The 25,352-nt window shown below is 64.3% G+C and carries 23 protein-coding genes and 1 tRNA gene; 12 read left to right on the top strand and 12 right to left on the bottom strand.

All coding sequences use genetic code 11. The features are described 5' to 3' along the window. Nucleotides 1–41: 41 nt before the first annotated feature. Nucleotides 42–596: an ActR/PrrA/RegA family redox response regulator transcription factor gene (locus ACOIX3_RS01475; protein WP_420968073.1), complete on the top strand. Its 555-nt coding sequence runs from the start codon at nt 42–44 to the stop codon at nt 594–596. A 279-nt stretch (nt 597–875) separates the two neighbouring features. On the opposite strand, the gene ACOIX3_RS01470 is transcribed toward ACOIX3_RS01475, so the two are convergent. Next, nucleotides 876–1,358, bottom strand: a complete 483-nt coding sequence (locus ACOIX3_RS01470; RefSeq protein ID WP_420968072.1) for an MmcB family DNA repair protein — start codon at nt 1,356–1,358, stop codon at nt 876–878. Nucleotides 1,359–1,507: 149 nt separating this feature from the next. Between ACOIX3_RS01470 and ACOIX3_RS01465 the strand changes: the two genes are divergently transcribed. Further along, nucleotides 1,508–2,626: a vWA domain-containing protein gene (locus tag ACOIX3_RS01465; RefSeq protein WP_420968071.1), complete on the top strand. Its 1,119-nt coding sequence runs from the start codon at nt 1,508–1,510 to the stop codon at nt 2,624–2,626. A 325-nt stretch (nt 2,627–2,951) separates the two neighbouring features. Here the strand turns inward: ACOIX3_RS01465 and ACOIX3_RS01460 are convergent, their stop codons facing one another. After that, the gene (locus tag ACOIX3_RS01460) at nt 2,952–4,565 is read right to left on the bottom strand and encodes an alpha-amylase family glycosyl hydrolase (RefSeq protein WP_420968070.1); all 1,614 of its coding nucleotides are present in this window, start codon (nt 4,563–4,565) and stop codon (nt 2,952–2,954) included. A gap of 206 nt (nt 4,566–4,771) precedes the next feature. After that, nucleotides 4,772–5,584, bottom strand: coding sequence for an RMD1 family protein (locus tag ACOIX3_RS01455; RefSeq protein WP_420968069.1), 813 nt, complete (start codon nt 5,582–5,584; stop codon nt 4,772–4,774). Between the two features lie 175 nt (nt 5,585–5,759). Between ACOIX3_RS01455 and ACOIX3_RS01450 the strand changes: the two genes are divergently transcribed. Continuing rightward, entirely contained in the window at nt 5,760–6,428 is a 669-nt protein-coding gene (locus ACOIX3_RS01450) for an MBL fold metallo-hydrolase (protein ID WP_092120384.1), read from the top strand. Nucleotides 6,429–6,543: 115 nt separating this feature from the next. On the opposite strand, the gene ACOIX3_RS01445 is transcribed toward ACOIX3_RS01450, so the two are convergent. Together ACOIX3_RS01445 and ACOIX3_RS01440 are read right to left on the bottom strand one after the other, a co-directional pair. After that, complete coding sequence (locus ACOIX3_RS01445) at nt 6,544–7,725, bottom strand: PHB depolymerase family esterase (RefSeq protein WP_420968068.1); 1,182 nt, start codon at nt 7,723–7,725, stop codon at nt 6,544–6,546. Between the two features lie 209 nt (nt 7,726–7,934). Then, complete coding sequence (locus tag ACOIX3_RS01440; RefSeq protein WP_420968067.1) at nt 7,935–9,341, bottom strand: MFS transporter; 1,407 nt, start codon at nt 9,339–9,341, stop codon at nt 7,935–7,937. Nucleotides 9,342–9,640: 299 nt separating this feature from the next. Between ACOIX3_RS01440 and ACOIX3_RS01435 the strand changes: the two genes are divergently transcribed. Next, the gene (locus ACOIX3_RS01435; protein ID WP_212312116.1) at nt 9,641–10,882 is read left to right on the top strand and encodes an LLM class flavin-dependent oxidoreductase; all 1,242 of its coding nucleotides are present in this window, start codon (nt 9,641–9,643) and stop codon (nt 10,880–10,882) included. 276 nt (nt 10,883–11,158) lie between these two features. Here the strand turns inward: ACOIX3_RS01435 and ACOIX3_RS01430 are convergent, their stop codons facing one another. After that, entirely contained in the window at nt 11,159–12,067 is a 909-nt protein-coding gene (locus ACOIX3_RS01430; RefSeq protein WP_420968066.1) for a LysR substrate-binding domain-containing protein, read from the bottom strand. A gap of 176 nt (nt 12,068–12,243) precedes the next feature. On the opposite strand from ACOIX3_RS01430, the gene ACOIX3_RS01425 reads away from it, so the two are divergent. From ACOIX3_RS01425 to ACOIX3_RS01415, 3 genes are read left to right on the top strand one after another with little or no spacing between them, the layout of a single operon-like run. Then, nucleotides 12,244–12,990, top strand: coding sequence for an SDR family NAD(P)-dependent oxidoreductase (locus tag ACOIX3_RS01425; protein WP_420968065.1), 747 nt, complete (start codon nt 12,244–12,246; stop codon nt 12,988–12,990). A 35-nt stretch (nt 12,991–13,025) separates the two neighbouring features. Beyond that, a complete protein-coding gene (locus tag ACOIX3_RS01420) occupies nt 13,026–13,772 on the top strand; it encodes an SDR family NAD(P)-dependent oxidoreductase (protein WP_342725244.1) in 747 nt (248 codons plus the stop codon). 15 nt (nt 13,773–13,787) lie between these two features. Further along, nucleotides 13,788–14,420 carry a glutathione S-transferase family protein gene (locus ACOIX3_RS01415; protein WP_420968063.1) on the top strand — a complete coding sequence of 211 codons (633 nt, stop codon included), beginning with the start codon at nt 13,788–13,790 and terminating at the stop codon, nt 14,418–14,420. A 99-nt stretch (nt 14,421–14,519) separates the two neighbouring features. Here the strand turns inward: ACOIX3_RS01415 and ACOIX3_RS01410 are convergent, their stop codons facing one another. Beyond that, the gene (locus ACOIX3_RS01410; protein ID WP_420968062.1) at nt 14,520–15,584 is read right to left on the bottom strand and encodes an adenylate/guanylate cyclase domain-containing protein; all 1,065 of its coding nucleotides are present in this window, start codon (nt 15,582–15,584) and stop codon (nt 14,520–14,522) included. 42 nt (nt 15,585–15,626) lie between these two features. Then, a complete protein-coding gene (locus ACOIX3_RS01405) occupies nt 15,627–16,466 on the bottom strand; it encodes an SDR family NAD(P)-dependent oxidoreductase (RefSeq protein WP_420968061.1) in 840 nt (279 codons plus the stop codon). 175 nt (nt 16,467–16,641) lie between these two features. Here ACOIX3_RS01405 and ACOIX3_RS01400 point away from each other — a divergent pair, with 175 nt between their 5' ends. Next, the gene (locus tag ACOIX3_RS01400) at nt 16,642–17,604 is read left to right on the top strand and encodes a sensor histidine kinase (RefSeq protein ID WP_420968060.1); all 963 of its coding nucleotides are present in this window, start codon (nt 16,642–16,644) and stop codon (nt 17,602–17,604) included. Nucleotides 17,605–17,817: 213 nt separating this feature from the next. Further along, on the top strand, nt 17,818–19,584 hold the full coding sequence (locus ACOIX3_RS01395) for a putative bifunctional diguanylate cyclase/phosphodiesterase (RefSeq protein ID WP_420968059.1): 1,767 nt from the start codon (nt 17,818–17,820) through the stop codon (nt 19,582–19,584). 555 nt (nt 19,585–20,139) lie between these two features. Here ACOIX3_RS01395 and ACOIX3_RS01390 read toward each other — a convergent pair. Then, nucleotides 20,140–20,781, bottom strand: coding sequence for a carboxymuconolactone decarboxylase family protein (locus ACOIX3_RS01390; protein WP_420968058.1), 642 nt, complete (start codon nt 20,779–20,781; stop codon nt 20,140–20,142). A gap of 173 nt (nt 20,782–20,954) precedes the next feature. Between ACOIX3_RS01390 and ACOIX3_RS01385 the strand changes: the two genes are divergently transcribed. Further along, entirely contained in the window at nt 20,955–21,293 is a 339-nt protein-coding gene (locus tag ACOIX3_RS01385; RefSeq protein ID WP_420968057.1) for a YccF domain-containing protein, read from the top strand. 38 nt (nt 21,294–21,331) lie between these two features. Here the strand turns inward: ACOIX3_RS01385 and ACOIX3_RS01380 are convergent, their stop codons facing one another. Continuing rightward, a complete protein-coding gene (locus tag ACOIX3_RS01380) occupies nt 21,332–22,369 on the bottom strand; it encodes an alpha/beta fold hydrolase (protein WP_420968056.1) in 1,038 nt (345 codons plus the stop codon). 105 nt (nt 22,370–22,474) lie between these two features. Next, nucleotides 22,475–23,554 (bottom strand): LLM class flavin-dependent oxidoreductase, encoded by a 1,080-nt coding sequence (locus ACOIX3_RS01375; protein WP_420968055.1) that lies wholly within the window; start codon nt 23,552–23,554, stop codon nt 22,475–22,477. A gap of 233 nt (nt 23,555–23,787) precedes the next feature. Here ACOIX3_RS01375 and ACOIX3_RS01370 point away from each other — a divergent pair. Both ACOIX3_RS01370 and ACOIX3_RS01365 read left to right on the top strand, forming a co-directional pair. Next, nucleotides 23,788–23,864 (top strand) — tRNA-Arg (locus tag ACOIX3_RS01370). Nucleotides 23,865–24,184: 320 nt separating this feature from the next. Further along, nucleotides 24,185–24,460 carry a DUF1905 domain-containing protein gene (locus ACOIX3_RS01365; RefSeq protein WP_420968054.1) on the top strand — a complete coding sequence of 92 codons (276 nt, stop codon included), beginning with the start codon at nt 24,185–24,187 and terminating at the stop codon, nt 24,458–24,460. 99 nt (nt 24,461–24,559) lie between these two features. Here the strand turns inward: ACOIX3_RS01365 and ACOIX3_RS01360 are convergent, their stop codons facing one another. Continuing rightward, entirely contained in the window at nt 24,560–25,336 is a 777-nt protein-coding gene (locus tag ACOIX3_RS01360; protein ID WP_420968053.1) for a class II glutamine amidotransferase, read from the bottom strand. Between the last annotated feature and the right edge of the window lie 16 nt (nt 25,337–25,352).

Below are 25,352 nucleotides of genomic sequence, written 5' to 3'. Positions count from 1 at the left end.
GACCCCATATATTAGGTGTCTGCCACAGGGAAAAATGGATCGTGAACGCCATCACTGAACTGAATGACCATGCCGACCGCTCGCTCCTCATCGTCGAGGACGACAAGCCGTTCCTGGAACGCCTGTCGCGTGCGATGGAGACGCGGGGATTCGCGGTGAAGTCATGCGACACGGTGTCTGATGGTCTCGCCGAGATCGGCCGCGCCGCGCCCGCTTTCGCGGTCGTCGACCTTAGGCTCGGCGACGGCAATGGCCTCGACGTCGTCTCGGCGTTGAAGCGCAAGCGCCCCGAGGCGCGCGCGATCGTGCTGACCGGCTACGGCAACATCGCCACCGCCGTGACCGCGGTGAAGATGGGCGCCGTCGACTATCTCTCTAAGCCCGCCGACGCCGATGACGTCGTCGCCGCGCTGCTCGCGACCGGCACCGATAAGTCCGAGCTGCCGGCCAATCCAATGTCGGCGGACCGCGTGCGCTGGGAGCACATCCAGCGCATCTACGAGATGTGCAACCGCAACGTCTCGGAGACCGCACGCCGCCTCAACATGCACCGCCGTACGTTGCAGCGGATCCTCGCCAAACGCGCGCCGCGCTAAGCGATCGCATCATATTTGTTTCGCGATGGCCGGGCTCGTCCCGGCCATTTGCTTTAGATCTCCTGTAGCCCGGATGGAGCGAAGCGAAATCCGGGGCCGCTCGATCCGCGGCAAGACTCACCCGGATTGCGCTGCGCTCCATCCGGGCTACGTGACTTCAACCCGTCACCCTGAGGAGCGCGCTCTTGCGCGCGTCTCGAAGGGTCGACGGCCACCAGCCGGGCCGTGCATCCTTCGAGACGCCGCTTCGCGGCTCCTCAGGATGACGGATCACTTGATCTAGAGTTCATGCCCTTGCGGATCGACCAGCCGGTTGATCCGCTGCGCCGCAGCCATCGCAAAGCGCACCGTCATCGCCTTGCGGGTTGCCGCCGGCAGGCGGTGCTCCGGCGCGTTGCAATGCAGATGCGCGCCGTAGGCGTCGGCGATGATCAGGCCGGTGTCGGCGGGAAAAATCTCGCACGGCAGGTCCTGCGTGAAGGCGAAGAACAGCCGGTCGCAATGCATCCGGTAGTCCTGCCATTTCTGGTCGGCGCGCAGATCCTCAAGCGATGACTTGATCTCGACGATCCAGATCTCGCCGCGCTCGTTCAGCGCCACCAGATCGGCGCGGCGGCCGGACGGCAGCGGCAGCTCACTGATGCAGGAAAATCCCAGCGACCTCAGAAGCCGCGCCGTGCCGCGCGCGATCGCAAGCGCCGTCTCCGACTGGCGTCGGTCGGGCGCGGGCACAAGCGCGATCTGGCGGGCGGATGAATCCATTGGACGAACACTAGCCGATTCCACCGGCCAGCGGCAGCGCCGGAATCGGCCGCAAATTCGCACCCAGGCCGCCGCGATTTCGGCCTCAAGCCACCGCGAAGCCGGTGGAACCTTGGTTCCGAGGGACGAAACCACTGGAGGAGAGACCCATGCGGTCACGCATCACACTTCGCTCGTTCGTCTTCGCTCTCGCAACCCTGCCACTGTCCGCCGGACTGTCCTCGGTGATCGCCAAGCCCGTGGTCGAAGTCGCCTTCGTGCTCGATACCACGGGCTCGATGGGCGGATTGATCGAGGGCGCCAAGCGCAAGATCTGGTCGATCGCAACGGCGATCGTCGATTCCAATCCCGACGCCGATATCCGGATGGGCCTGATCGCCTACCGCGACATCGGCGATGAGTATGTGACCAAAAAGGTCGAGCTGACGCGCGACATCCAGGATCTCTACGCCAATCTGCTGGAATTGAAGGCGCGCGGCGGCGGCGACTGGCCGGAGAGCGTCAACGAGGCGCTCGACGTCGCCGTCAACAAGATGCAGTGGACCCATGGCCGCGACAGCACGCGCATCGTATTCCTGGTCGGCGACGCCCCGCCGCATATGGACTATGCGCAGGACACCAAATACCCGGTGACGCTCGCGGTCGCCAAGCAGAAGGACATCATCGTCAACGCCGTGCTCGCCGGCAACGCAGAGGATACCGAGCGGGTGTGGCGCGATATCGCGCAGAACGGCAACGGCGAATTCATCCCGATCCCGCAGGATGGCGGCCAGATCGTCACCATCGAGACGCCGTTCGACGAGGACATCATCATCCTGCAGCGCGAGATCAACGGCACCGTGATCCCCTACGGCCCGCGCGCGCTGCAGAAGCGCACCGAATCCAAGACCCAGCAGCTGGCAAGCGTCGCCGCGGCTTCACCGGCGCGCGCCTCGGAGATGGCAAGCTTCATCAACAAGCGCGCAAAGGTGACGTCGGAGGCGGTCACCGGCGACGGCGACCTGGTCGCCGACGTCGCGGCCGGCCGCAACGACATCGCCAAGGTCAAGGATGAGGATCTGCCCGACAATCTCCGCGCCATGAGGCCGGAAGCGCGCGGCGCCGAGATCGACAAGCAGATCACCCAGCGCAAGGCGCTGAACGAAAAGCTCGCCGCGCTGGTCGCCAAGCGCGACAAATATGTGGCCGATCACCGCAAGAGCGCGCCAAGGGCAGCATCGTTCGATCGCGTGGTCGAGGATACGCTGAAGGCACAGATCAAGCGGTGAGATGTGGCGGGAGGCGACACGTCCCGTCCTCTGTCGCAGGATCGCTGCGTAAGGTGAGCACATCGGTCAGGCTCCCTCCCCCCTTGCGGGGGAGGGCTGGGGAGAGGGGTGCCGCTTGCTCCGTTGTGGTTGGTAGAAGGAAGCCATTTTCCGCGCGAGCAACGTTGATGCAGCGACGCTGATCTCTTGCACCACTCCCGGGGCCACCCCTCTCCCCAACCCTCCCCCATCGCAAGTCGGGCCTGCCCGACTTGCGCAAATCAATGATGCGCAACCGGGGTAGACCCCGGTTGCGTGGGGAGGGAGCCTGACCAGCGTGCTTACCTCACTCATCCAGCATCAGCGGCAACCCAAGGATCACACCTTCATTGCCGCGCAGGTCGAGCACGCCTTCGACCTTCTCGCCCTGCCGGTCCATGAAGGTCGACAGCAGCACCTCGTTGCTGAAGCCGATCGCGCTGGAGGAGACCGCCGCGGGGGCCGCGCCGAAATTCAGCGCGATCACGACCACACCCTCGGCGCCGCGCCGCCGATAGAGCAGCACATCGCCGTGCGCCGTCACCGGCTCGTAGCTGCCGTGGACGAGCTGCGGCAGCTTTCGCCGCAGCGCGATCAGCGCCTTGTAGAGGTTGAGGATCGACGCCCGCTCCGCTTCCAGCCTCGCGACATTGTCGCTTGCAAAATCCTGCGCCAGCGGCAGCCACGGCCTTGCAGTCGAGAACCCGGCATAGCGCTCGGCGCTCCATTGCATCGGGGTGCGGCAGCCGTCGCGGCCGACGCCGATGCCAGGCACGTTCTTCTCGAAGGGATCGCGCACCTCGCTGGGGGCAATCGCAACCTGGCGCATGCCGATCTCGTCGCCGTAATACAGCGTCGGCGTGCCGCGCAGCGTCAGCAGCAGCATCGCGGCGACCGGCGCCTGCGCCGGGCCCACCCGGCTCGCCACGCGCGGCCGGTCGTGATTGCCAAGCACCCAGTTCGGCCACGCCCCCGGCGGCAGCGCCTTTTCGTAATCGGCAATGATCTGCTCGACCGAGCGCGCGCTCCACAAGGTCGACAGCAGCGCGAAATTGAACGGCATCTGCGCGCCGCGCAGATCGTTGCCGTAATAGGCGACCAGCCGGTGCAGCGGCAGATAGATCTCGCCGATCAGCACGCGGTTGTCGAACTCCTCGGTGACGCGGCGCATCTCGGTGATGACAGCATGGACTTCGAGCTGATCGGTCGAATATTGCGTCAGCACCTTCTCGTGCGGCGGCCGGCCCTCGCGATAATGCGGGTTCGGCGGGTTGTCGCGGAATTCGGCATCCTTGATCAGGTGCCAGATCACGTCGACACGAAAACCGTCGACGCCCTTGTGCAGCCAGAAACGCATCACGTCATAGATCGCATCCCGGACCTCGCGATTACGCCAGTTCAGATCAGGCTGCTGGGTCAGGAACGCGTGATAGTAGTACTGGCCGGAATCCTCGTCATACGTCCAGGCGCTGCCGCCGAACTCCGACAGCCAATTGTTCGGTGAACCGCCATCCGGCGCCGGGTCGCGCCAGATGTACCAGTCGCGCTTCGGGTTATCGCGCGAGCTCCTCGCTTCGATGAACCAGGGATGCTGATCTGATGTATGGTTCGGCACCAGGTCGAGGATCAGCTTGAGGCCGGAATCGTGCGCGGCCGCGACCAGCGCGTCGAAATCCTCCATCGTCCCGAACAGCGGATCGATGCCGTTGTAATCCGAGATGTCGTAACCGAAATCGGCCATCGGCGACGGGAAGATCGGCGACAGCCAGACCGCGTCGACGCCAAGCCGCGTCAGGTAGGGCAGCCGCGCGATGATCCCCATGAGATCGCCGACGCCGTCGCCATCGCTATCCCCGAATGAGCGCGGATAGACCTGATAGAAGATGCCGCGCCGCCACCAGTCCCTGTCGTCCCGATCCATCTCGTCCCCCCCCCAAGCTCGCAGCCCGGCCCAGGCCGCCTCGCGCCCGGAGCAGCCTGTCGGTTCAGGGATGACGCACAATTCGGGACGGAAAGATGGCGCCGTAGCCCGGATGGAGCGAAGCGCAATCCGGGAGAACTGGACCGGCTGGCAGGACTCCCCGGATTTCGCTGCGCTGCATCCGGGCTACGCCGATCGCAATATCTTCAATGCCTTGCGATTGCGAGCTGATAGATGGTGATCAACACCTCGAACAGGATCAGGAAGACGATGATCAACTCCAGCCGCAGCGAGCGGCTGGTGTCGATGATATCGGTCAGCACCTGCGCGGTCTCGGCCACGACCGCGAGCTTGCGGTTCAGCGATTCCGCACGCTCCTTCAATTCGTACTCGTCCTCGAGCCGGGCATAGAGCCGCTCGAGATGCGGCTTGTCCCAGAGGATGTCGGGCTTCTCCGACACTTCGACCGGTCCGGCCACGCGATGCCGCACCAACAGCGCGTTGCCGATGTGCTTGAGGATCGCGACGCGGCCACCCCGGACCTGGCCGCCCTTGGCAAGCTCGCGCGCCAACGGCTCGGTCGTGTCGAAGACCGCCCGGACCTCGCGTTCATGCCGCGCCAGCACCACACTCTTGGCCAGCGCTTCGCCGACCAGGATCAGCCGCTCCGGCGACAGGCTTTGCAAATAGATCGGGCCGCCTGGCGGAATCTGGTCTTCCCTGTCAGCCGCAAGTTCGATGATCGCGATCTCCTCCTCGCGCCGCGTGAACAATCCGGTCATGCGCGACTGCAGGCTGCGCAGGAATTCATCCTCCTCCAGCGCATTGAGACCGATCAGAACGACGACGCCATAGCGAAACAGGATTGCCAAGCCATTGTCATTGACGCGAAACGCCAGCGGGGTCGTGGCCAGCACGTCGCCGCGTTCGAGGCCAGACGTGTTGATGCGGTCCGCGACGAAGAAGGCGCGGGCGGTGGTCCGGGGTCCGCCGAGCGGTGAGTTGGGGGCCTGGGTCATGAAGTTCCGGACTGCGAGGACTTAACGCATGATCGAGAGCAACCGTATACCGGCCTGCTCACGAAGGTGTTCTGCTGGAGGTGACCTTATCACGGTCCGTTTTGGGATCACACGCCGGGGCCGACGCATTTCCCGAGCGTGTTGACGGCATTTTCCGGTAGCCTATGGTGCCCCCATGAACGAGACAACCGACACCAAACCGAAGGCCGGCGCGATCATCGTGCCGGTGACGCTGTTCGAGCAGAACTGCACCATCATCTGGCACGAGCCGACCAAGAAGGCCGTGGTGATCGACCCCGGCGGCGACGTGCCGAAGATCCAGGCCGCTATCAAGCAGACCGGCGTGACGGTCGAGAAGATCTGGCTGACCCACGGCCATATCGACCATGTCGGCGGCGCCGCCGAATTGCGCGACGCGCTGCAGGTCAAGATCGAGGGCCCGCATATCGCCGACAAATATCTGCTCGACAACGTGGTCTCGAGCGGCGAGCGCTTCGGCATGACCGGGGTGCGCAATTTCGGACCGGATCGGTGGCTCGACGAGGGCGATCAGGTCTCGATCGGCGACCTCACCTTCGACATCCTGCACTGCCCCGGCCATTCACCTGGAAGCGTGGTGTTCTTCAACAAGGAGCTGCGCTTCGCCCATGTCGGCGACGTGCTGTTCGCCGGCTCGGTCGGGCGCACCGACCTGCCCGGCGGCAGCCACCCGACGCTGATCCAGTCGATCAAGGAGAAGCTGCTGCCGCTCGGCGACGACGTCGGCTTCATCTGCGGCCACGGCGCCGGATCGAGCATCGGCCAAGAACGCATGACGAACCCGTTCCTGACCGGCGAGATGTAGAGCGTTTTCGAGCGAAGTGGAAACCGGTTCGCGTGAAGAAAACGCGTCAAAACAAGAATCTAGAGGTTCAGTTCTGATTCAATCAGAACCGAACCTCTAGCTACTTCATCAACCGTTACTTCATCAGGCCTGCGGCGGTGAGTGCCCGCGTGATGACGCCGCCGACATCGACGCCCTTGCTCCGCCGCTTGCGCGGCCGGTCGCTCTTGCGGCCGGATGCTGGCTCAGGCTCGGGCTCGGCCGCAGGCACCGGGATCGTCATCGAGATCGTGTCGGCGCGCTCGAGCGGAATTCCGGTCGGCGCGATATGCGGCTGACGGACTTTGTCGGTCAGGCCGAAGAAGCTCGCGATGTGATACGACGAGGAGATCCCGGCCTCGATCAGGAACGCGCCCTCCACGCCATAGCGCTCGTCATTGTCGGCAAGCCCCAGCGGCGTGCCATGCGCCATGTCGGTGATGGAGTAGGATTCGATCAGCGTCTCGCCATCTGCGTTCCACCAGACCTCGCGCGGATGGCCATCGACATCCGACTTCGACATCGCCGCAAGCGGCAGGCCGTGCACGTCGAGCCACTGCCGGACGATCGCATCGGCATTGCCGGGATGCACGGTGCGGTCGGCGCTGCCATGCCACACCGAGATCTTCGGCCATGCGTCGCCATGCGTGGAGGCGTTGCGGACGAGACCGCCGAGCTCGGGCGCCGACAGCGCGCTTCCATGCAGCATCGCATGCAGCGCTTCGCGCAGATCGCCGGCGACGCCGAACGGCAGGCCGGCGATGATGGCGCCGCCCGCGAACACATCCGGATAGGTCGCGAGCATGACCGAGGCCATCGCACCGCCGGCGGACAGTCCGGTCACGAAGATACGGCGCGGATCGATCTTGTGCGCACCGGCGAGGTGTCCGATCATTTGCCTGATCGAGGCGGCCTCACCCTGCCCGCGCGCGATGTCCTGCGGATTGAACCAGTTGAAGCAGGTGTTGCCGTTGTTGGCCGCCTGCTGCTCAGGCATCAACAGCGCGAAGCCGTATTGGCTCGCCAATGTCGACCAGCCGGCGCCGAGATCGTAGGACGCAGCCGTCTGGCCGCAGCCGTGCAGCACGACGACGAGCGCGGGCGACCGCGCAAGTTGCGCGGGCACGAACGAGTACATCTTCAGATCGCCGGGGTTGACGCCGAATTCGGTCGTCTCGACGAGCGGCGTCGGCACGGCCGGCGTAAGCGCGCCGAGACCGCTGAACGCGTTCATCTTGGGCAGATGACGCAGAAATTCGACGTTGTTGACCAAAGACAACAGCAACTCCTGAGGTGATTTGTTCTTCTGTGTCACCCGATCAGATAATTGCTGCACTGCAAAATGAAAAGGCCGTGCGCTGTCTTTCCCTGCGGAAATGTGAGAATCGGCGTTAACGCGTGATCGCACCGAGGACCGATCGAAATAGTTGCCGTAGCACCTTGTTCGAACGTGAACTTTTCGAAAGTCGGCGCCAGATGCCTGCGGATTCATGCGCTTGCGCGGCGCATCCATGACAGAAATGCGGCTGAAATAATGATCGACAGCACAAACAATGCGCATGCCGCAAACAGCGCCAGACGCGCTGATGACGCGCTCTCCACGGCGAAGAACACCGCGCCGATCGCGGCGACGCCGGCCGCGTTGCCGATCTGCGTCGTCGTGCCATACATGCCAGAGCCGGCGCCGGCACTCGCAGGCTTCACGCTCGAGAGCACCGCGCTCGACAGCGGGGCCATCACCAGGCCCTGACCATAGCCGAAGATCACAAGCACCAGCGCAAGCAACAGTGCCGACGGCGATGCGATCGTCTGAACCGTCGCGACCAGCACACCGAGGCCAACGATCTGCAGCGCGCAGCCCTCGATCAGCACCAGCGTGCCGCGATGTCTCGCGCGCATGCCGCTGTGCCGCGAGGCGATCACGAAGGTCAGCGCCAGCGGCACGAACACCAGCCCGGCCTGCAACGGTGGCATCTGCAAGCCCTTCTGCATGAACATGGTCATGATCAGGTAGAAGGACAGGTTGGCAAAGAAGAAGAAAAACACCGCGACCAGGCCGCGCATGAAGGCGCGATCCGACAGCAGCGCCAGATCGATCAACGGCATGCCGCCGCGATGCGCGACGCTGCGCTCGAATCGCACGAAGGCCGCAATGATCGCAACGCCTAGCGCCATCACCAGCCAGACCCACGCCGTCCAATTGAGATCGTGACCGAACAGCAGCGGCCCGATCAGGCACAGCAGGCCCGCAAACAGCACGATCGCACCGGGGATATCGAGCCGCGTGCCGGATCGGCGCGGCACCGTCGGCATGATCTTCAGCGCAGCTGCGATGATGATGACGCCGAACGGCACGTTGACGAAGAACACCGCGCGCCAGCCGAGGCCGGCGAGATCGAGCGTCACCAGCACGCCGCCGAGCAGGAAGCCGGCTGCGCCGGCCAGCCCCAGCACGATGCCGTAGATGCCGAACGCCCGCGCACGGGCGGCATCGGAGAACAGCAGATGCAGCGTCGCCAGCACCTGCGGCACCATCAGCGCCGCTGTCGCACCCTGCGCCAGCCGGGCAATGATCAGCTCCGGTCCGGACTGCGCGAGACCGCACCACAGCGAGGTCACCGAGAAGCCCGCGACGCCGGCGATGAACACGTTCCTGGTGCCATGGATATCGCCGAGCCGGCCGCCGGTGACCACCAGCGTGGCATAGGCGATCAGATAGATCGCAATCACGGCCTCGATCTGCGCCGGCGTCGCGTGCAGCTCCGCCGCGATGGTCGGGATCGCGACGTTGACGATGAAGGCATCGACGCCGAACATGAATTGCGCGGCGACCACGATCGCAAGCACCCACCAGCGGCGGGAGGTTTCCGCGCGCGTCGAAACGATCTGGTGCATGTGCTGCGGTCCTGCCCGAAATGACGTTGCGGCCGACATCAGCAGATTCCGGTCATCCCATCGATTACCTCAGACGTAGGCGTTCATTCACGGGTGCGTCATCCATGGCCCGTCCTCCCATCCGCAGCACCGGCGCCAATTTGCGTTGATGCGCTGGGAAACATTCCGGAGGGCGGCAATCGCCGCCGATTTGCGCAACAACCATGCGGGCGCCGCAACCCCGGAGCATTGCCTTGCCTCCGGCCACCCCGTAGGTTGGCGGAAAGCCCCCGATAACAATCATCCGGAGAGAACGACCAATGGCGCGCCTCAAGTTCGGAGCCTTCCTCGCCCCGCATCACCCGATCGGCGAGCATCCGATGCTGCAATTCCGCCGCGACCTCGATTTCGTCGAACAGCTCGACGCGCTCGGTTACGACGAATTCTGGTGCGGCGAGCACCATTCCTCGGGCTGGGAGACGATCGCCTCGCCGGAAATGTTCCTGGCCGCCGCCGGCGAACGCACCAAGCGCATCAAGCTCGGCACCGGCGTGATCTCGCTGCCCTATCACCACCCCTTCAACGTCGCGCAGCGCATGGTGCAGCTCGACCACATGACCGGCGGCCGTGCGATCTTCGGCTCCGGCCCGGGCGCACTCGCCTCCGACGCGCATACGCTCGGCATCGACCCGATGACCCAGCGCGACCGCCAGGACGAGGCGATCGCGGTGATCCGCCGCCTGTTCAACGGCGAGCGCGTTACCGCCAAGACCGACTGGTTCGAGATGCACGATGCCGCGTTGCAGATCCTGCCGCTGCAGGAGGACATGCCGTTCGTGGTGGCCTCGCAGATCTCGCCGTCGGGCATGACGCTCGCCGGCAAGTACGGCATCGGCATCATCTCGCTCGGCTCGATGTCGACCCAGGGCCTGATGGCGCTGCCGCAGCAATGGCAGTTCGCCGAGGACGCCGCCAAGAAGGCCGGCACCACGGTGAGCCGCGCCAACTGGCGCGTGCTGCTGTCCTGGCACATCGCCGAGACCCGCGAGCAGGCGCGGCGCGAGGCCGGCGCCGGGCTGCTGCGCTGGCACAACGAATATAACGTCGGCACCCTGATGCGGCCGGGCCTGACCGCGTTCGCCTCGCCGGACGAAGCCGTCGACAAGACCGCCTTCGTCGAAGGTGCTGCCTCCACGATCGGCACGCCGGATGATCTGATCAAGATGATCAAGAACCTGGTCGACGTCTCCGGCGGTGTCGGCTCGATCATCGGCTTCGCCCATGACTGGGCCAACCCGGAAAACACCCGCCGCAGCTGGGACATGGTCGCGCGCTATGTCGTGCCGGAAATCAACGGCTATATCGACGGCCTGCGCAAGTCGCGCCAGTTCGTGATCGACAACCGCGCGGTGTTCGAGCGCGCCGGCCAAGCCGTCATGGCCAAGATCATGCAGAACGACAAGGCCGCCGCCGCGCTTCAGCATACCGGCACCGGCCGCGTCGCGATCCCGGCCGTGAATGCGCCCGACCTCGCGAAGGAAGCGGCGAAGCAGAAGGTGTGAGGGCTGCCCTCGCCCCGAGGGGCGAGGGCAACGCACGTCGCGCTACATCCACAGCTGTCGTCCTGGCGAAAGCCAGGACCCATAACCACCGAATTTGATTGTGAACGAGATCGTGGCCCCGGCGTCGCACAGCAATGCGCATTTGGGGTAATGGGTCCTGGCCTTCGCCAGGACGACGATGAGGATGGATTCTCGATTCAAGGCGTCACGCCACCGGTGTCATCACCCGCGCATTGCCACCGACCTTCGGAGAAGGCGCGGCTCTCTCCCTGAACCCTATCGCCCCTCGCGCCCCAGCGCCTGAAACTTGATCTCGTCTACCCGCGAGAGCACAAACTCCAGCAACTGCGAACGGTTACCCTCGTTGTACCCTATCACCAGATCGACCATGGGCGGCGCGCCCTGGATCGGTCGGGAGACGATGGTTTTCGGGATCAGGTTCTGCGCGTAGAGCGGAAGAAGGCTGATGCCGCCGGTGGAGGCGATCAGCGAAATGGCCATGGCCAGATTTTCGGCCTGGTGCGCGGCTTCTATCGCCAACCCGTGACGCCCGAAGAAGTCAGCGATCGCCGCGCGCAGCGTTGGCGCCCTCACCGGGGAAACGCCGATGTAGTTCAGCCCCGCCAGATCCTTCGGACGGACTGCGGAGCGCGCCGCAAGCGGATGGTCTCGTGGCATCAGGACCAGGATCGGGTCATGGCGGAGCAACTTGAACTGAAGACTAGCCGCGCTTTTCTCCGGGCGCATGAACGCAAGGTCGATCTTGCCCCGCGCAAGTGCCGCGGCGAGGTCGGGAGAGTCCTCGCTACGGATGGTGATTTCCGTGCTGGGCAGCTTGCCGCGCAAGATATTCATGACCGCCGGAAGCCAGTCCATCTCGTAGCCGGTAAGAAACCCGATCGAAAAGGCCGATTTCGCAGGCTGGGCGGCGCGCCTCGCGGCTTCCGCGGCGGCCTCGACCTGCAGCAGAGCCACCCGCGCGTGATCAAGAAAGACCCGCCCCGATGGCGTCAGTTCGATGCCGCGCGGTCCGCGCACGAACAACTGCACACCGAGCTCCAGCTCAAGGTCGTGTATCTGGCGGCTCAGTGATGGCTGCGCGGTGTGCAAACGTTTTTGGGCCGCGACCGAGAGGCTGCCCTCCTCAGCCACGGCGACGAAATAACGGAGGTGTCGGAGCTCCATAGCTATCCCTCAAAAGTATAGCTCGAATCCTACGAAGTCTTTCTCAAAGAAGCCAGCCCCACCTAAATCTCCTGCCATAGAAGCCGCTCTAGCGCGACAGCCTCCGGGGCTCCGCTGCGGACGGCCTCACAAACCAGGCCGATCAAGCATATCGGCCGCATTGGCTGGAGAGTGATATGACCAATCCCGTTGTCCTGATTACAGGTGCCCTTACCGGTATCGGCCGCGCCACGGCACTCGCCTTCGCCCGCGAAGGCGCCAACGTGGTTATTTCCGGTCGCCATGACGATGCAGGCCGTGCGCTGGCGGACGAACTCCGCTCGCACGGCGTCGAAGCGGAATTCGTCCGCGCCGACGTCCGGCGCGACAGCGACGTTTCGGCATTGGTCGAGCAGACGATCAAGCGGTTCGGCCGGCTCGACGTGGCCGTCAACAACGCCGGCACGGAAGGCGCGCCCGGCCCGGTGACTGAACAGACCGCAGAGAGCTACGCAGCAACGTTCGACACGAACGTCCTCGGCGTTCTCCTGTCGATGAAGCACGAACTCCGGGTCATGCAGCCACAAGGCTTCGGGAGCATCGTGAACATCTCATCGACCATGGGCAGCCGCGGAGCGCCGAACGCATCCCTCTACGTCGCCAGCAAACATGCCGTCGAAGGCTTGACCAAATCCGCCGCGCTGGAGGCGGCTGCCTTCGGCGTTCGCGTCAACGCGATCGCACCCGGCCCGATCGAGACCGCGATGCTCGACAGGTTCACCGGCTCGGCCGATCGCAAGGCCGGGATGGTCGCGGGAATTCCGCTGAAGCGCGCGGGACGCCCCGAGGAGCTCGCGGACGCCATCCTGTTTGCAGCTTCGAGCAAGGCGTCGTTCGTCACCGGCCAGATCATCAGCGTCAATGGCGGCAAGACCGCAGCGTGAACACCCCCGATAGCAATCCAACCAGGAGAACAACCATGACCGACCTCATCAGCCGAACCGCTCTCGTTACCGGTGCCTCTCGGGGTATCGGCCGCGCCACCGCCCGCGCGCTCGCGCTCGCCGGCGCGCGCGTTATCGTTCACTACGGTAATTCCGCCGAGGACGCGCATTCCCTGGTCGCGGAAATTCGCGAAGCCGGTGGGCAGGCCGACGCCGTCGGCGCCGATTTGTCCGCATCCGACGGCGCGCAGAGGCTCGCCGCCGAGGTCCGCAAGCTCGTCGTCGGCCAACTCGACATTCTCGTCGCCAACGCGGGAATTGCGGTGCCCGCCACTATCGAAGCGCAGACCGTCGAGGATTTCGATCGCATGTTCGCGGTCAACGTCCGCGCGCCATTCTTCCTGGTGCAGCAGCTGCTCCCCTTGTTGGGCGACGGTTCCAGCATCGTGATGACGTCGTCATTGGCGGCGCGGGCCGCGGTCGGGCAGTTGTCGGCGTATTCCGCCACCAAAGGCGCGATCGACACGCTTGTGAAGCACTTCGCCTCGCTGCTCGGATCGCGCGGCATCCGCGTCAATGCCGTGGCGCCAGGCATCATCGACACCGACATGTCGGAATTCGCCAAGACGGATGAGGGCCGCGACTACGCGCTCAAGATGCAAGCCCTGCAACGGATCGGTCATGCCGACGACGTCGCCGACGCGGTGACCTTTCTCGCTTCGAATTCCGCCCGCTGGGTGACCGGCGACACCATCCAGGTCGGCGGCGGCTCAAAGCTTTGACTTCGGGAGATCGCCATGAAGCTCTATCAGTCCTCCGCCTCGCCCAACTCGCGCCGCGTCAGAATCTATCTCGCCGAGAAGGGCATAACGATGCCCTTCGTCCCGGTCGATCTCGCCTCGCGCGAACAGTTCTCCGACGCCTACGCGGCAATCAACCCGCGACGCGTCGTACCCGCCCTCATGCTTGACGATGGGACAGTGATTGCGGAAGTAACGGCGATCATCCGTTATCTCGAGGAAACGCATCCGAACCCGCCGTTACTCGGAGGTTCGCCCAAGGAGAAAGCGACTGTCACCATGTGGGAGCGCCGGATGGAGCTGGAGGGCTTCGCGTCGGTCATGGAGACCGTGCGCAACGGTGCTCCCGGCCTCAAGGGGCGCGCGATCGCAGGTCCTCATGGCTACGATCAGATCCCCGAATTGGTCGTCCGCGGCCGGCGCCGGATCGCCGATTTCTACGGCGATCTCGAGGCACGATTGTCTGAGACGCCGTTCGTTGCGGGCGACACGTTCAGTGTCGCCGACATCACGGCGATCGTCGCAATCGACTTCGCTAGCAAGGCCCTCGGACTATCCACGCCAGAACAACACGGGGCGACGCGCCGATGGTATGATTGGATCGCTTCGCGGCCCAGCATGACGGCCTAGGCGTCGAGCGCGATGAGATATCCTGCGATCGATTAGCGCTTCTGGTGCAAATGAGAACATTGCTGTCACTTCCTCCCCGCTTGCAGCAGAAGTGAGCGGTTACGCCACCGCCCCGATCCCCACCACATCGATGCCGTCGACGCGGCCGCGGATCGGGAGCGTTCCAAGATCGCTCACCGGAAACGGCGGCGGCGCGGCGAAGCGCGCCATCGCCGCGCGCGAGGCGAGGAAGCCGCCGTCGACCTTGCGGCTCAATTCCTCCAGCCGCGCCGCGGTGTTCATGACGTCGCCGTTGAAGACGATCGCGCGCTTGACGTCGCCGATCTCGCCGACGATCACGGGGCCGAAATGCAGGCTGCCGCGGATCCGCGGCACCGCGCCGAATTCGCGCTCGAACTGCGGCGCCGCCTTCTGCAGCGCGCGGCGCATCGCCACGAAACAGCGCAGCGGCCGGCAATCGACCGCGCCGTTATGTTCGGGCCACGTCACGATGACCTCATCGCCGATATAGTTGAGCACCTCGCCGCGATAGTCGACCACGGACTGAGTCAGCAGGCGGAAGGTGCGGTCGAGAAAACGATGGATACCGATGCCGCCCAGTCGCTCGGCGAGCCCGGTCGATCCGGCGATATCGACGAACAGCACGAAACGGTCTTCCTCGACCGGCGAGTGATAGCGCCCGGTGACGAAGTTCATGAAGGCGCGCGGGCCGATCAGATTGGCGATGCTGAAGCCGAGATTCACCAGCACCGAGATTCCCGCGGAATAGGTGAAGCTCCACCAGAAATCCTCGAACGAGGCCTGCAGTGGCGCGCCCGCGACACGCTCGCCCGCCTGCAGCAGCTGGATGCCGATGATAATGGCGGCGTAGATGGCGCTGCGTGCGATCAGATTGGTGAGAAAAGACAGTCGGTTGAGCCAATCCCAATCTTCAAGGACGAACAGCTCGATGGCCCCGATGATGGCGGCAAGCAGGAAGCCGTAGGTGGCGCCGGCGATCAGCGACGTGGCTCCGCCCCCGCCGCGGCTCAGCCCGACCGCGAGGCCGGACAGGATTCCGACCACGACCACGGCAGCAAGACGTTGCAGCTTCCGCTCGAGCTTCGGGCTGACGCGGGGCCGTGACTGCGGAGAGCCTTCCGTCGATTTGGTCAGTGCGGACATGGCGATCTTCTCTTCGCGTCATCGCGAGCTCGAGCGTTCGGCCTACGCCCCCTGATCGAACGCCTTGCGCAACGCGACATAGCCCGCCTGCTGCTGGCTCCAGTTCCGGCCGCCGGTCATGGCGCCGTCGACGACGAGGTCATGACCGTTGATGAAGCTCGATTCGTCGCTCGCCAGGAACACCGCTGCATGCGCGATGTCGTCGGGCAGGCCCGCGCGCGGGATCGGCTGCGCCGCCTTGTAGACCTCGCGCATGACAGCCGGCGTCTGCTCGGCGGCTTCGGTCGACAACCCCAGCGCCTTGCCGAAAATGCCGGTGGCGATCGCGCCGGGCGAGATCGAGTTGACGCGGATGCCGGCCTCGCCGAGCTCCATCGCCACGCATTTGGTGAAATGAATCACCGCGGCCTTCGCGGCGCCGTAGACCATCGACGACGAGAAGCCGGCGAGCCGGCCGGCGATGCTGCCATTGTTGATGATGCTGCCGGACCCCTGTTGGCGCATGATGGGCGCAACATGCTTCATGCCGAGCATGACGCTGCGTACCAGGGTTGCCATCGCGGCGTCGAACCGTTCGACGTCGAGGCCCTCGATGCCGCCGGTCTGCGCCGGACCGCCGGCATTGTTGAACAGGCAGTCGATCCGGCCGAACTTCTCCACCGCAAGCGCGATCAGCGCCTGCATCTGCTCCTCGACCGTGACGTCGGTCGGGCGAAAGATGCAGTTGCCGCCGAGCCGGTGCGCCAGTGCCTCGCCCTCCGGCGCGCGGCGCCCGGCGATCACGATCCTCGCGCCCTCCGCGACAAAGACCTCGGCCGCGCGCAACCCGATGCCGCTGGTCGCCCCAGTGATCACCGCGACCTTTCCGTCCAGCCGTCCCATGCCGATCCCCCTGACGTTCGATGTTGCCGATATTCCCCAGCCGCTCCTGACAACGCAAGCGCAGGTGCGGTTAACGGCCGGCGAGGTCCGCCTGTGGCCAGAAGGCCACAACTGCGGTTTTTCGGTCGCAACGGCCTTATTTTGGGTCGTCTGTTCACGTGAACTGGCGCGACCGATGGCGAAATGGATCGACAATTTCAGGGCGAGTTGGCGGGGCGATGCGCAACCATCGTTGCTGCTTGCGGTCGCTTTCGCGGTGTTCTGTCTCGTTTTGGCCACGGCCGCGCGGTTCGGGCTCGCCCAGATCAGGCCGGACGTGTTCTTCACGCCCTATTTCCCGGCGGTATTCTTCGCCACCGCCCTCGGCGGCTTCCGGATCGGGATCGCCACCGCGCTGGCCAGCGGCCTGCTCGGCGTCGTGCTCAATTTCAGCGGCGCGCACGCCGACCCGGCGCGCTTTGCGCTGCTGATGATCTTCTGGGTGGTGTGCGGCATCGCGATCTGGGGGGTGGAGCACTACCGTTCCCTGGTCGCGCAGCAGCGCGAGGTTTCCAAGCGGCTGATCGAGGAGGAGCAGTACCGCAAGATCGTGGTCGATGAATTGCAGCACCGGCTGAAGAACAAATCCTCGACCATTCATGCGGTGCTGCATCAGGCGCTGCAGGACCGGCCCGATGTCTGGCAGCGCATCGACCATCGCATCCGCGCGCTCGCGGCAACCGACGACCTGATCGCACGGGTCGACGGCTATGGCTGCGATATCAAGGATTTGCTGCGCTCGGAACTTGGCCCCTACGGCCATGTGCGGTTCAATCTCAATGGCGAGCAACTATTCCTGCCCGCCAAGCTCGCCGTCTCGCTGGCGCTGATCTTCCACGAGCTCGCAACCAACGCCGGAAAATACGGCGCGTTCTCCTCGCCGCGCGGATTTCTGCAGGTGTCATGGACGGTGGACGATGGACGTCTCAACGTAATCTGGGACGAAACCGAGGGACCGGTGGTCGAGGTCATCGGCGAAGCCGGCTTCGGCACCAAGCTGTTGAAGTCGGCGCTGCGGCCGTTCGACGGCAAGACCGAGATCAGTTACTTGAAGACCGGTGTTCACTGCATCATGCAGTGCAATCTGCCCAACTGTTGATAAGTCTGCTTTTCGGTACACGCGCTTTATTTGCGCGTGCCGATGCAACCGCGCGCGCCGCAATCGCTTTCACCGGCGGCCGATGCCGATATTGATACTCTGTTAATGACGATTGCCGCGACGGCTTGCGAAAGCAGCCCGGGTCTCTTTCTGTCACGGCATTTCGCAAGTCCGCTTAACCAAAACTACAACGGACTTTGCCAAGGTCGGCACATGCATAGTTTCACCAAAAACGATTTTCAGGCGGGCACGGCACCGACCGGGCAGGACGACATTTCCAGCAATGAATTGCGCATCCTGCGCGATCTTCTCCAGCTGCTGCCGGCGGGCGTCACCGTCCAGGACGAGCAGGGTCAGTTCATCCTGGTGAACGAAGCGGCAGCGAGCCAATTGCAGCTGGCGGCCGGCGCGAGCCAGCCATCGCCGGTCGACGAGCGTCATGCCGCCAATCTGGACCTGTTGCGCAGCGGCCGTCCGGTGGTGATCGAGGAAGTCCTCGCCTGCGGCGCATCCAAATACGTGTTCCTCACCGCGCACCGGCCGGTCCAGATCGCCGGGCGCAATCTCCTGATTTCGACCTCGACCGACATCAGCGAGCAGAAGGCGTTCGAGGACCAGCTATTCCGCTCGGCCTATTACGATGAACTGACCGGCCTGCCGACCCGGCGGGTGATCGAGCATCGCGTCAACGGCCTGATCCGCGACTCCGCGCAGAGCCATTTCGCGCTCGCCTTCCTCGACGTCGACAACTTCAAGCACATCAACGACTATTACGGCCACGCGATCGGCGATGCGCTGCTGGTCGAACTGTCCAAGCGGCTCGGCCACGCGCTGCGCGAGACCGATATCCTGTCGCGGATCTCCGGCGACGAATTCCTGCTGCTGCCAATCAGCGGCAACGAGGAGGTCGCCGAATTCATCCACATCATGCAGGAACGGCTGAAGGCGCCGTTCTTCATCGAGGACTCCGAGATCTTCGCCTCGACCTCGATCGGCGTCAGCCTCCACCCCATGCATGGCAGGAGCTACGAGGCGCTGCGCCAGAACGCCGACATCGCGATGTACCGCGTCAAGAACAACGGCAAGGGCGCGACCGCGTTCTTCGACAACAGCATGGAGCGCGAGGCGCTGGCGCGGATGAAGATCGAGCAGTCGCTGCGGCTGGCGATCCTGGAAAAGCGCTTCTGCTGCGCATTCCAGCCCAAGGTCGATATCCGCACCCAGGAGATCAAGGGCATCGAGGCGCTGGTGCGGCTGCGCGACGACGAGGGCGTGATCCAGGCACCGGGCACCTTCATCAACCTCGCCGTGGAGCTCGGCCTGATCGACGAGCTGACGTTTCTGGTGCTGGCGGAGATCGTCAAGTCGATCGACTTGATCAACGACACGTTCGGCCCGACGGCGACGATCAGCATCAATGTCGCCGCCAAGCAGGCCGGCAACGTCGAGTTCATGCGCCGCTTCGCACGCGCGATCGAGGAGACCGGCTTCCCGAAGCGATTCATGATCGAGGTGACCGAGGACGCGTTCGTGACCCGGTCGCATTTCCAGGACCAGATCCTGCCGATCCTGCGCGGCATCGGCGTCGGCATTTCGATCGACGATTTCGGCATCGGCTACTCGTCGCTGTCGGCGCTCGCCGACATCACCGCCGACGAGATCAAGATCGACCGCTCCTTCATCACCGACATCCATAAGCGGCCGCGCAGCCAAGGCATCCTGCGCGCGATCGAATCGCTGAGCGAGGCGCTCGGCATGATGGTGATCGCCGAGGGCATCGAATCCTACGAGGAGCTCACTTATCTGCAGGCGGCGACCAAGATCCGCTACGCCCAGGGCTATTACTTCGCCAAGCCGATCTTCCTCGAGGACCTGAAGCCGGCGACGCCGGTCGCCAGCGAGGCGCGCGCCAGCATGGCGGCACGCCCGGCCCAGGAAGGCCGCCAGAGCTACTCGCGCGCGAGCGGTTTTCGGCGCTAGGGCAGATCAGAGGGCAATCGCGACGGGCTGCATTCCCTCTTCCCCAACTGACGTGTCCACGTCGTCATGCCGGGCCATGGAACGAGGCCGATAGCCGGATGCGATTGCTGGTCCCAGGGGCGCACTGCCAAAATATCGAAAACAACCCCATGCAAAGTAGCCGACGATGACGGCCGGCGCTCGACGAGGCCACTTGACTCGTCGGGCAAATCAGCGGCACTCTTCCATTATTCCGAAAACGTGCAGACGCCCAGCGGCTATCTCACATCGGAACGCCCAGCAGCGTCGCTTCCTTGCGGCCATCCTTCGAGACGCCCGCTGTTGAGTCCGCGCCCCTCCAACACGTCGTCCCTGCGAAAGCAGGGACCCATAACCACAACTGCCAATTGTTGGGCGATGTTGGAACGACGAGTCCCTACGACAAGGTCCGCCGCGGCGTATGGGTCCCTGCTCCCGTGCGCAACTGCGCACCAGGCAGGGACGACGATGAGGATGGTTCCCGATTCAAGGCGTCACACCACGCGGTGTAGGCGAGCGAGACCGCTGCGGACGCAGCTACTTCTCCAGCACCGGCAATGGCGGCACGCTGTCATTGGCGGAGCCGGCCTGCATCGTGATCAGCGTCATCGAGACCAGGTCGTAGTAGCCCATGATGCCGATGATATCCATGATGCCGCGCTCGCCGAATTTCTCCTGCGCCGCCTTGTAGACGGCGTCGCTAACCTTCCTGTCGCGATAAAGCGCAATGCCGAGATCATAGAGCGCGGCCTCGTCGTCCTTCATGCCGTCGGGCCGCGTGCCCTTGGCGATGGCGTCTGCGATCTTCGGATCGAGCCCGCCCTTCATCGCCAGCGGATAGTGCGCGGACCATTCATATTGCGCGGTCCAGTGCCGCGCCGTGATCAGGATCGCCATTTCGCTCAGCCGCGGCGGCAGCGAGGTGTTCCAGCGCAGATAGTCCGACAGGTTCGACAGCTTCGGCGCCAGATCGGGATTGCGGATATAGGCGCGGTAGGGCGGCGCGGTGAACTTGGCGTTGCGCGGCGGCGCGCTGATCAGGTCGGCCCAGGCCTTTTGCGGCGGCGACAGTTCCTCGGCCTTGAGCGGCGCGAACCGCACGGCGTCCTCGGCTCGCGCAGCAGCCGGAGCGGTCAATGTCAGGACTGCCAGAACGCCCGCCCCAAGTAATTTTCTCATTGTTGCTCTCCCTTTCCGATGCAGGCTTCTCATCGTCCTGCACGGCCGCGCGAGCTTAGAGCGTTTTCGAGCGAAGTGGACCCGGTTCGCGTGAAGAAAACGCGTCAAAACAAGAATCTAGAGCTTCGGTTCTGATTCAACCAGAACCGAAGCGCTAGTCGCGATCAAGGGAGATGCAACGCGGTCGGCGCGCGTTGGGCCGCACCTACATCATCGGGCTGCCCTGGGCGCGCGCGGCCTTCAACATCGCGGTCTACACGCTGCTGCCGTTCGGCTCGCGCGCGGTGCGTCGCGACGAAGTCACCGGCATGTCCGATATCGGAACCGGACCGCTCGGCGTGATCGGCAATCTGATCTGGTTCATTCTGGCCGGTTGGTGGCTTGCGATCGGCCATCTGATCACCGCGATCCTGCTCGCGGTGACCATTATCGGCATCCCCTTCGCCTGGGCGCATCTCAAGCTTGCCGGCATCGCGCTGTGGCCGATCGGCAAGGTGATCGTGCCGGCGTAAGGCGACCACATCGCGATCAGCGGGCTTTTGCGCGAACTCTAGCGCGCCGCCTCGCAGCCGGGAATGTCGAACACCGCGGTCAGGCCGCAGGGCGAGTTGAGCATCTTGCCGCCCTCGTGGCCGACGCCGGGCACATCCCACACGCTGTGGTTCGGCGCGCCGTGGTCGCGAGCCTGCATCGCCGCGACATAGGAATGGCCGCGCGCGTAGCGATACGGCCCTTCGGCTTCCGCCATGCAGGATTTGTCGAGCGCGGGATGATTGGGGTTGGTGTCGAGCGTTCCCAGCAGATAGATCACGCGGCGCGCGACATAGGCCTGCTCCAGCGCCGTTGGCGAAGGCTCGGCGAGATAGGGCGGACGGTCGTCCATGCCGAACTTCCAGCTGTTGTAGCCTTCGCACTTCGCGGCGATCGCGGGCTCCGGCCGCTCCTTGGTGAAGTAGGCGTAGGAGGACGGATTGGCGACGACGTAGCGCACGCCGATGCCCTCGCGCAGCAGCACCTGATCGCCCTTCACCGCGATCGCGTAGCGCTGCACCACCTGGCCGCCGCCGGAATGGCCGAACACGACAACCTGCTTCAGGTTCGGAAACAGCTTGCGGTCGCCGAGCTTGGCCAGGATCGCATCGAGCGCCTCGAACGAGCTCGCCGGATTCGGCGCGACCGCGGGCTCGCCGCCCTGCCAGCCATAGAGGCTCCAGCGCAGCGTTTCCGCCGGCAGCTTGAACGCCTCGACATCGGGCTCGATCAAGAATTGCGGCGCGATCATCAGCGTGCTCTTGCCGGTCTCGCCGGCCGCGGCCTGCGCGCTCAGCGCCGCGCGGAAATAGTCGTCGGCATTGCGCAGCACCCCGTGCAGCACCAGCACCGCGCGGGTGACGTCCGGCAGCGGATTGGACCAGTCGGCCGAGAGATAGACCGGAAACATCGCGCTGCCGACGGCAATGCGACCGCTTGCGATCTCCTTGACCGGCTTTTTGTCACGCTCGATCTGCGCCTGCGTTGCTGACGCGACCTGTGCGTGAACGGTCGCGATGAGCAGTGTCAACGCCGCAAGCCAGGCTCGGTGAGGCATGGTTCAGTCTCCATTAATGCCGCGAGGCACGATGCAATCCGGCTGGATCATGGCGCGTCGGGCGCCGATTCACCCATGAATTTTCGGAAAGCTTTTGGAGACACCTCACGCCGCGAGCCGCCCGCGATTATTCGCGGCGAGGATCGGACGGATCAGGCGGCCGAACCGCTCGGCCTCTTCGTCGTGCAGATAGCCGGACAGGCAGAAAGAGTGGCAACCGGCATCGATGAACTGCTGCAAGGTCGCGGCGCATTGTTCGGGATTGCCGACCACCGCGATGCCGGCGCCGGGCCGCACCTTGGTGATCCCTGTCCACAGATGCGGCATCAGGAGGTCGCCATAGTCGCGCGCGAGCTGCTGCACGCGCTGGTTGGCCTCGGACCTGACATAGAGCGTCTTCATCTCCTGCTTCTGCCGCTCGGTGGCGTGGCGCACCAGCTGGTCGGCGGCCTCCCAGGCATCGGCCTCGTTCTCGCGGCAGATCACCTGCAGCCGCATGCCGAAGCCGATCGCGTCCTCGCGGTCATGCGCCCGCGCCATCTGCCTGATCTCGGCGATGTTGTCCGCGATGCGCTCCGGCAGGTCGCCCCAGAACAGATGGACGTCGGAATGCTTCGCCGAGACCTCCCAGGCCTGCCGCGAGCCGCCGCCGAGATAGAATCTTGGAAACGGCTGCTGCAGCGGACGCGGCCGGATATGCGCGCCCGAGATGGTGTGAAACTTGCCCTGGAAGTTCACCGGGCCGCGCGTCGTCCATAACGCCTTCAAGATCGAGACCTCCTCCTCCATCAACGCGTAGCGCTCCTCCTTGGCGTAGCGCACGCCTTCGGCCTCGACCTCGCTCTCGTTCTGCCCGGCGATCAGGTTGATGCAGATCCGCCCGCCCGACATCTGGTCGAAGGTCGAGATCATCTTGGCCATCAGCACCGGGTTGATGTAACCGGGCCGCGCCGCAATCAGCGGCTTGATCCGCGCCGAGCGTGCCGCCATGAAGGCGCCCGATATCCAGGCCTCCCAGCACACCGAGCCGACCGGGATCAGGAGATATTCAAACCCGGCATCCTCGGCCGCCTTGACCACACGGTCGCAGAGTTCCGGCGAACCCGCGACCTGCGCCTCCATCAGCCCATAGGCCGTGGTGTCGCCATGCGTGGGCAGATACCAGCCGAATTCCAGCGGACGCATGGGCAAACTCCCTCGAAAGACGGCCCTTTCCCTCTAGAGCCTCCTTCCGCTCCGATTGCATCGGATCGGGGCTCTAGATTCTCGTTTTGACGCGTTTTCTTCACGCGAACCGGTACCCACTTCGCTCGAAAACGCTCTGGCCCGTCATATTGGCGCAGGCAGTTTACAGCCCTCAACCGGCCGGACAACGCCGTTGCCGATCCGGAGCCAATCAGCTAAATGGTGGCCGGTACGCACCCGTAGCTCAGCTGGATAGAGCGTTGCCCTCCGAAGGCAAAGGTCACACGTTCGAATCGTGTCGGGTGCGCCATTTCGGTGTAGGCTATTGACGCCGAAACTCGCCCTGCGAGCCGCATCCGCTGACCGCGCAGTGTTCTCCGTGTTTTCCAACAAGGAAAGACGGCGATCATTTTGCCAATAGCGCAACATGCTTGTTTCTTCACGAGCAACCATGCGGGCAACTCTGAATGCCACCTTGGCGGCAGCGTTCTATGAGACGTTGCGCCCGAACCGCTTACGTCGTGAAGGGCGTCATGTCGGATTCCAGGCCGCCGAAAAAATCCGAAGCCTGTTGTAGGCTTGCAGTGCCGCGAGCCGTCCTTCGAACATCGATGATTCGCCAGGGAACAGATGAGCGCCATCAATCAGAAGTTTACGGCAGTCTTACAGCAGAGTCCCAGCAAAGGCGGCTGGACCTATGTGGTTTGGCCGCATTCGGTGTCGTTCTTCGGAACCCGCGGCCTCGTGAAGGTCAAAGGCGTTGTCGATGGCTGCCCTTTCCAAAGTTCGTTCATGGCACCGGGGAACGGAACACACAAACTTCCGATCAACGCCGCATTGCGCAAGCTGATCGGCAAAAGTGCCGGCGATGCGGTGACCGTACGGCTGACGGAGCGTTTGGGTTGACCCGGTATTATGTAGGAAACGCACAAACCTTGGCGGAGCCCAAATGGCCGGAAGAAGACCACCGACGAATTAAGTTCATCTGGTTCGCCGGCGATCCGGTCATGATCGGCGAAACGGGCTCACGGCGATGCCGGCGCCATCGATGCGCACGAAGCTCTGCGGTGGAACCGAGTCCCAGCCGGTGTTCGCGTCGTCGATCGGCTCGGACACGATGAGCGCATCGCGTCCGGGCCCGCGCGTGTTGAGGTAGAGCGTCGGCGGGCGCAAATCGCTCGCGTAGCGGATCGCATAGAGCCGTTCGCCGTCGGACATCGCGGCGGTAAACCGGAACGGCTCATTGACCGCGCTCGCAGCCATGTGCTGCTCGATCAGGTCAACGACCCCAGCGAACGCACCCTCGGCATCGGACGCGAACCCCAACGCCAGCAGGAGAAGGAAGATCACTTCGCTGTCGGTCGTGCCGTTGCGACTGGCGTAGTGGTCGTCCGGGATGTGCGCTTCCAGGGCACGGCGCACGCGTTGCCAGCCGCCGATCTGGCCATTGTGCATGAACAGGTAACGATCCGATGCGAAGGGATGGCAATTGGTGCGGATGGTCGCGGTGCCGGTCGCTGCACGCACGTGCGCGAGAAACAGCGAGGAGCGAATCTGGTGCGCGATCGAGAGCAGGTTCTCGTCGCTCCAGGCGGGCCGCACGTCGCGAAACAGGCCGGGCCGCTCGCGTTCGCCGTACCAGCCGATCCCGAAACCGTCCGCGTTGACCTCGGACTTGGCCTCGCGGCAATGCCGGCTTTGCGCGATCAGGCTCTGGCAGGGCTTTGCGATGAAGTCCTCGAGAAAGACCGGCGCGCCCAGATAGGCCAACCATCGGCACATGTTGGTTCCTCAGCTC

The sequence above is a fragment of the Bradyrhizobium sp. B120 genome, from assembly GCF_049075665.1.
Taxonomy (GTDB): Bacteria; Pseudomonadota; Alphaproteobacteria; order Rhizobiales; family Xanthobacteraceae; genus Bradyrhizobium.
This window is presented reverse-complemented; position numbering and strand designations above follow the sequence as displayed.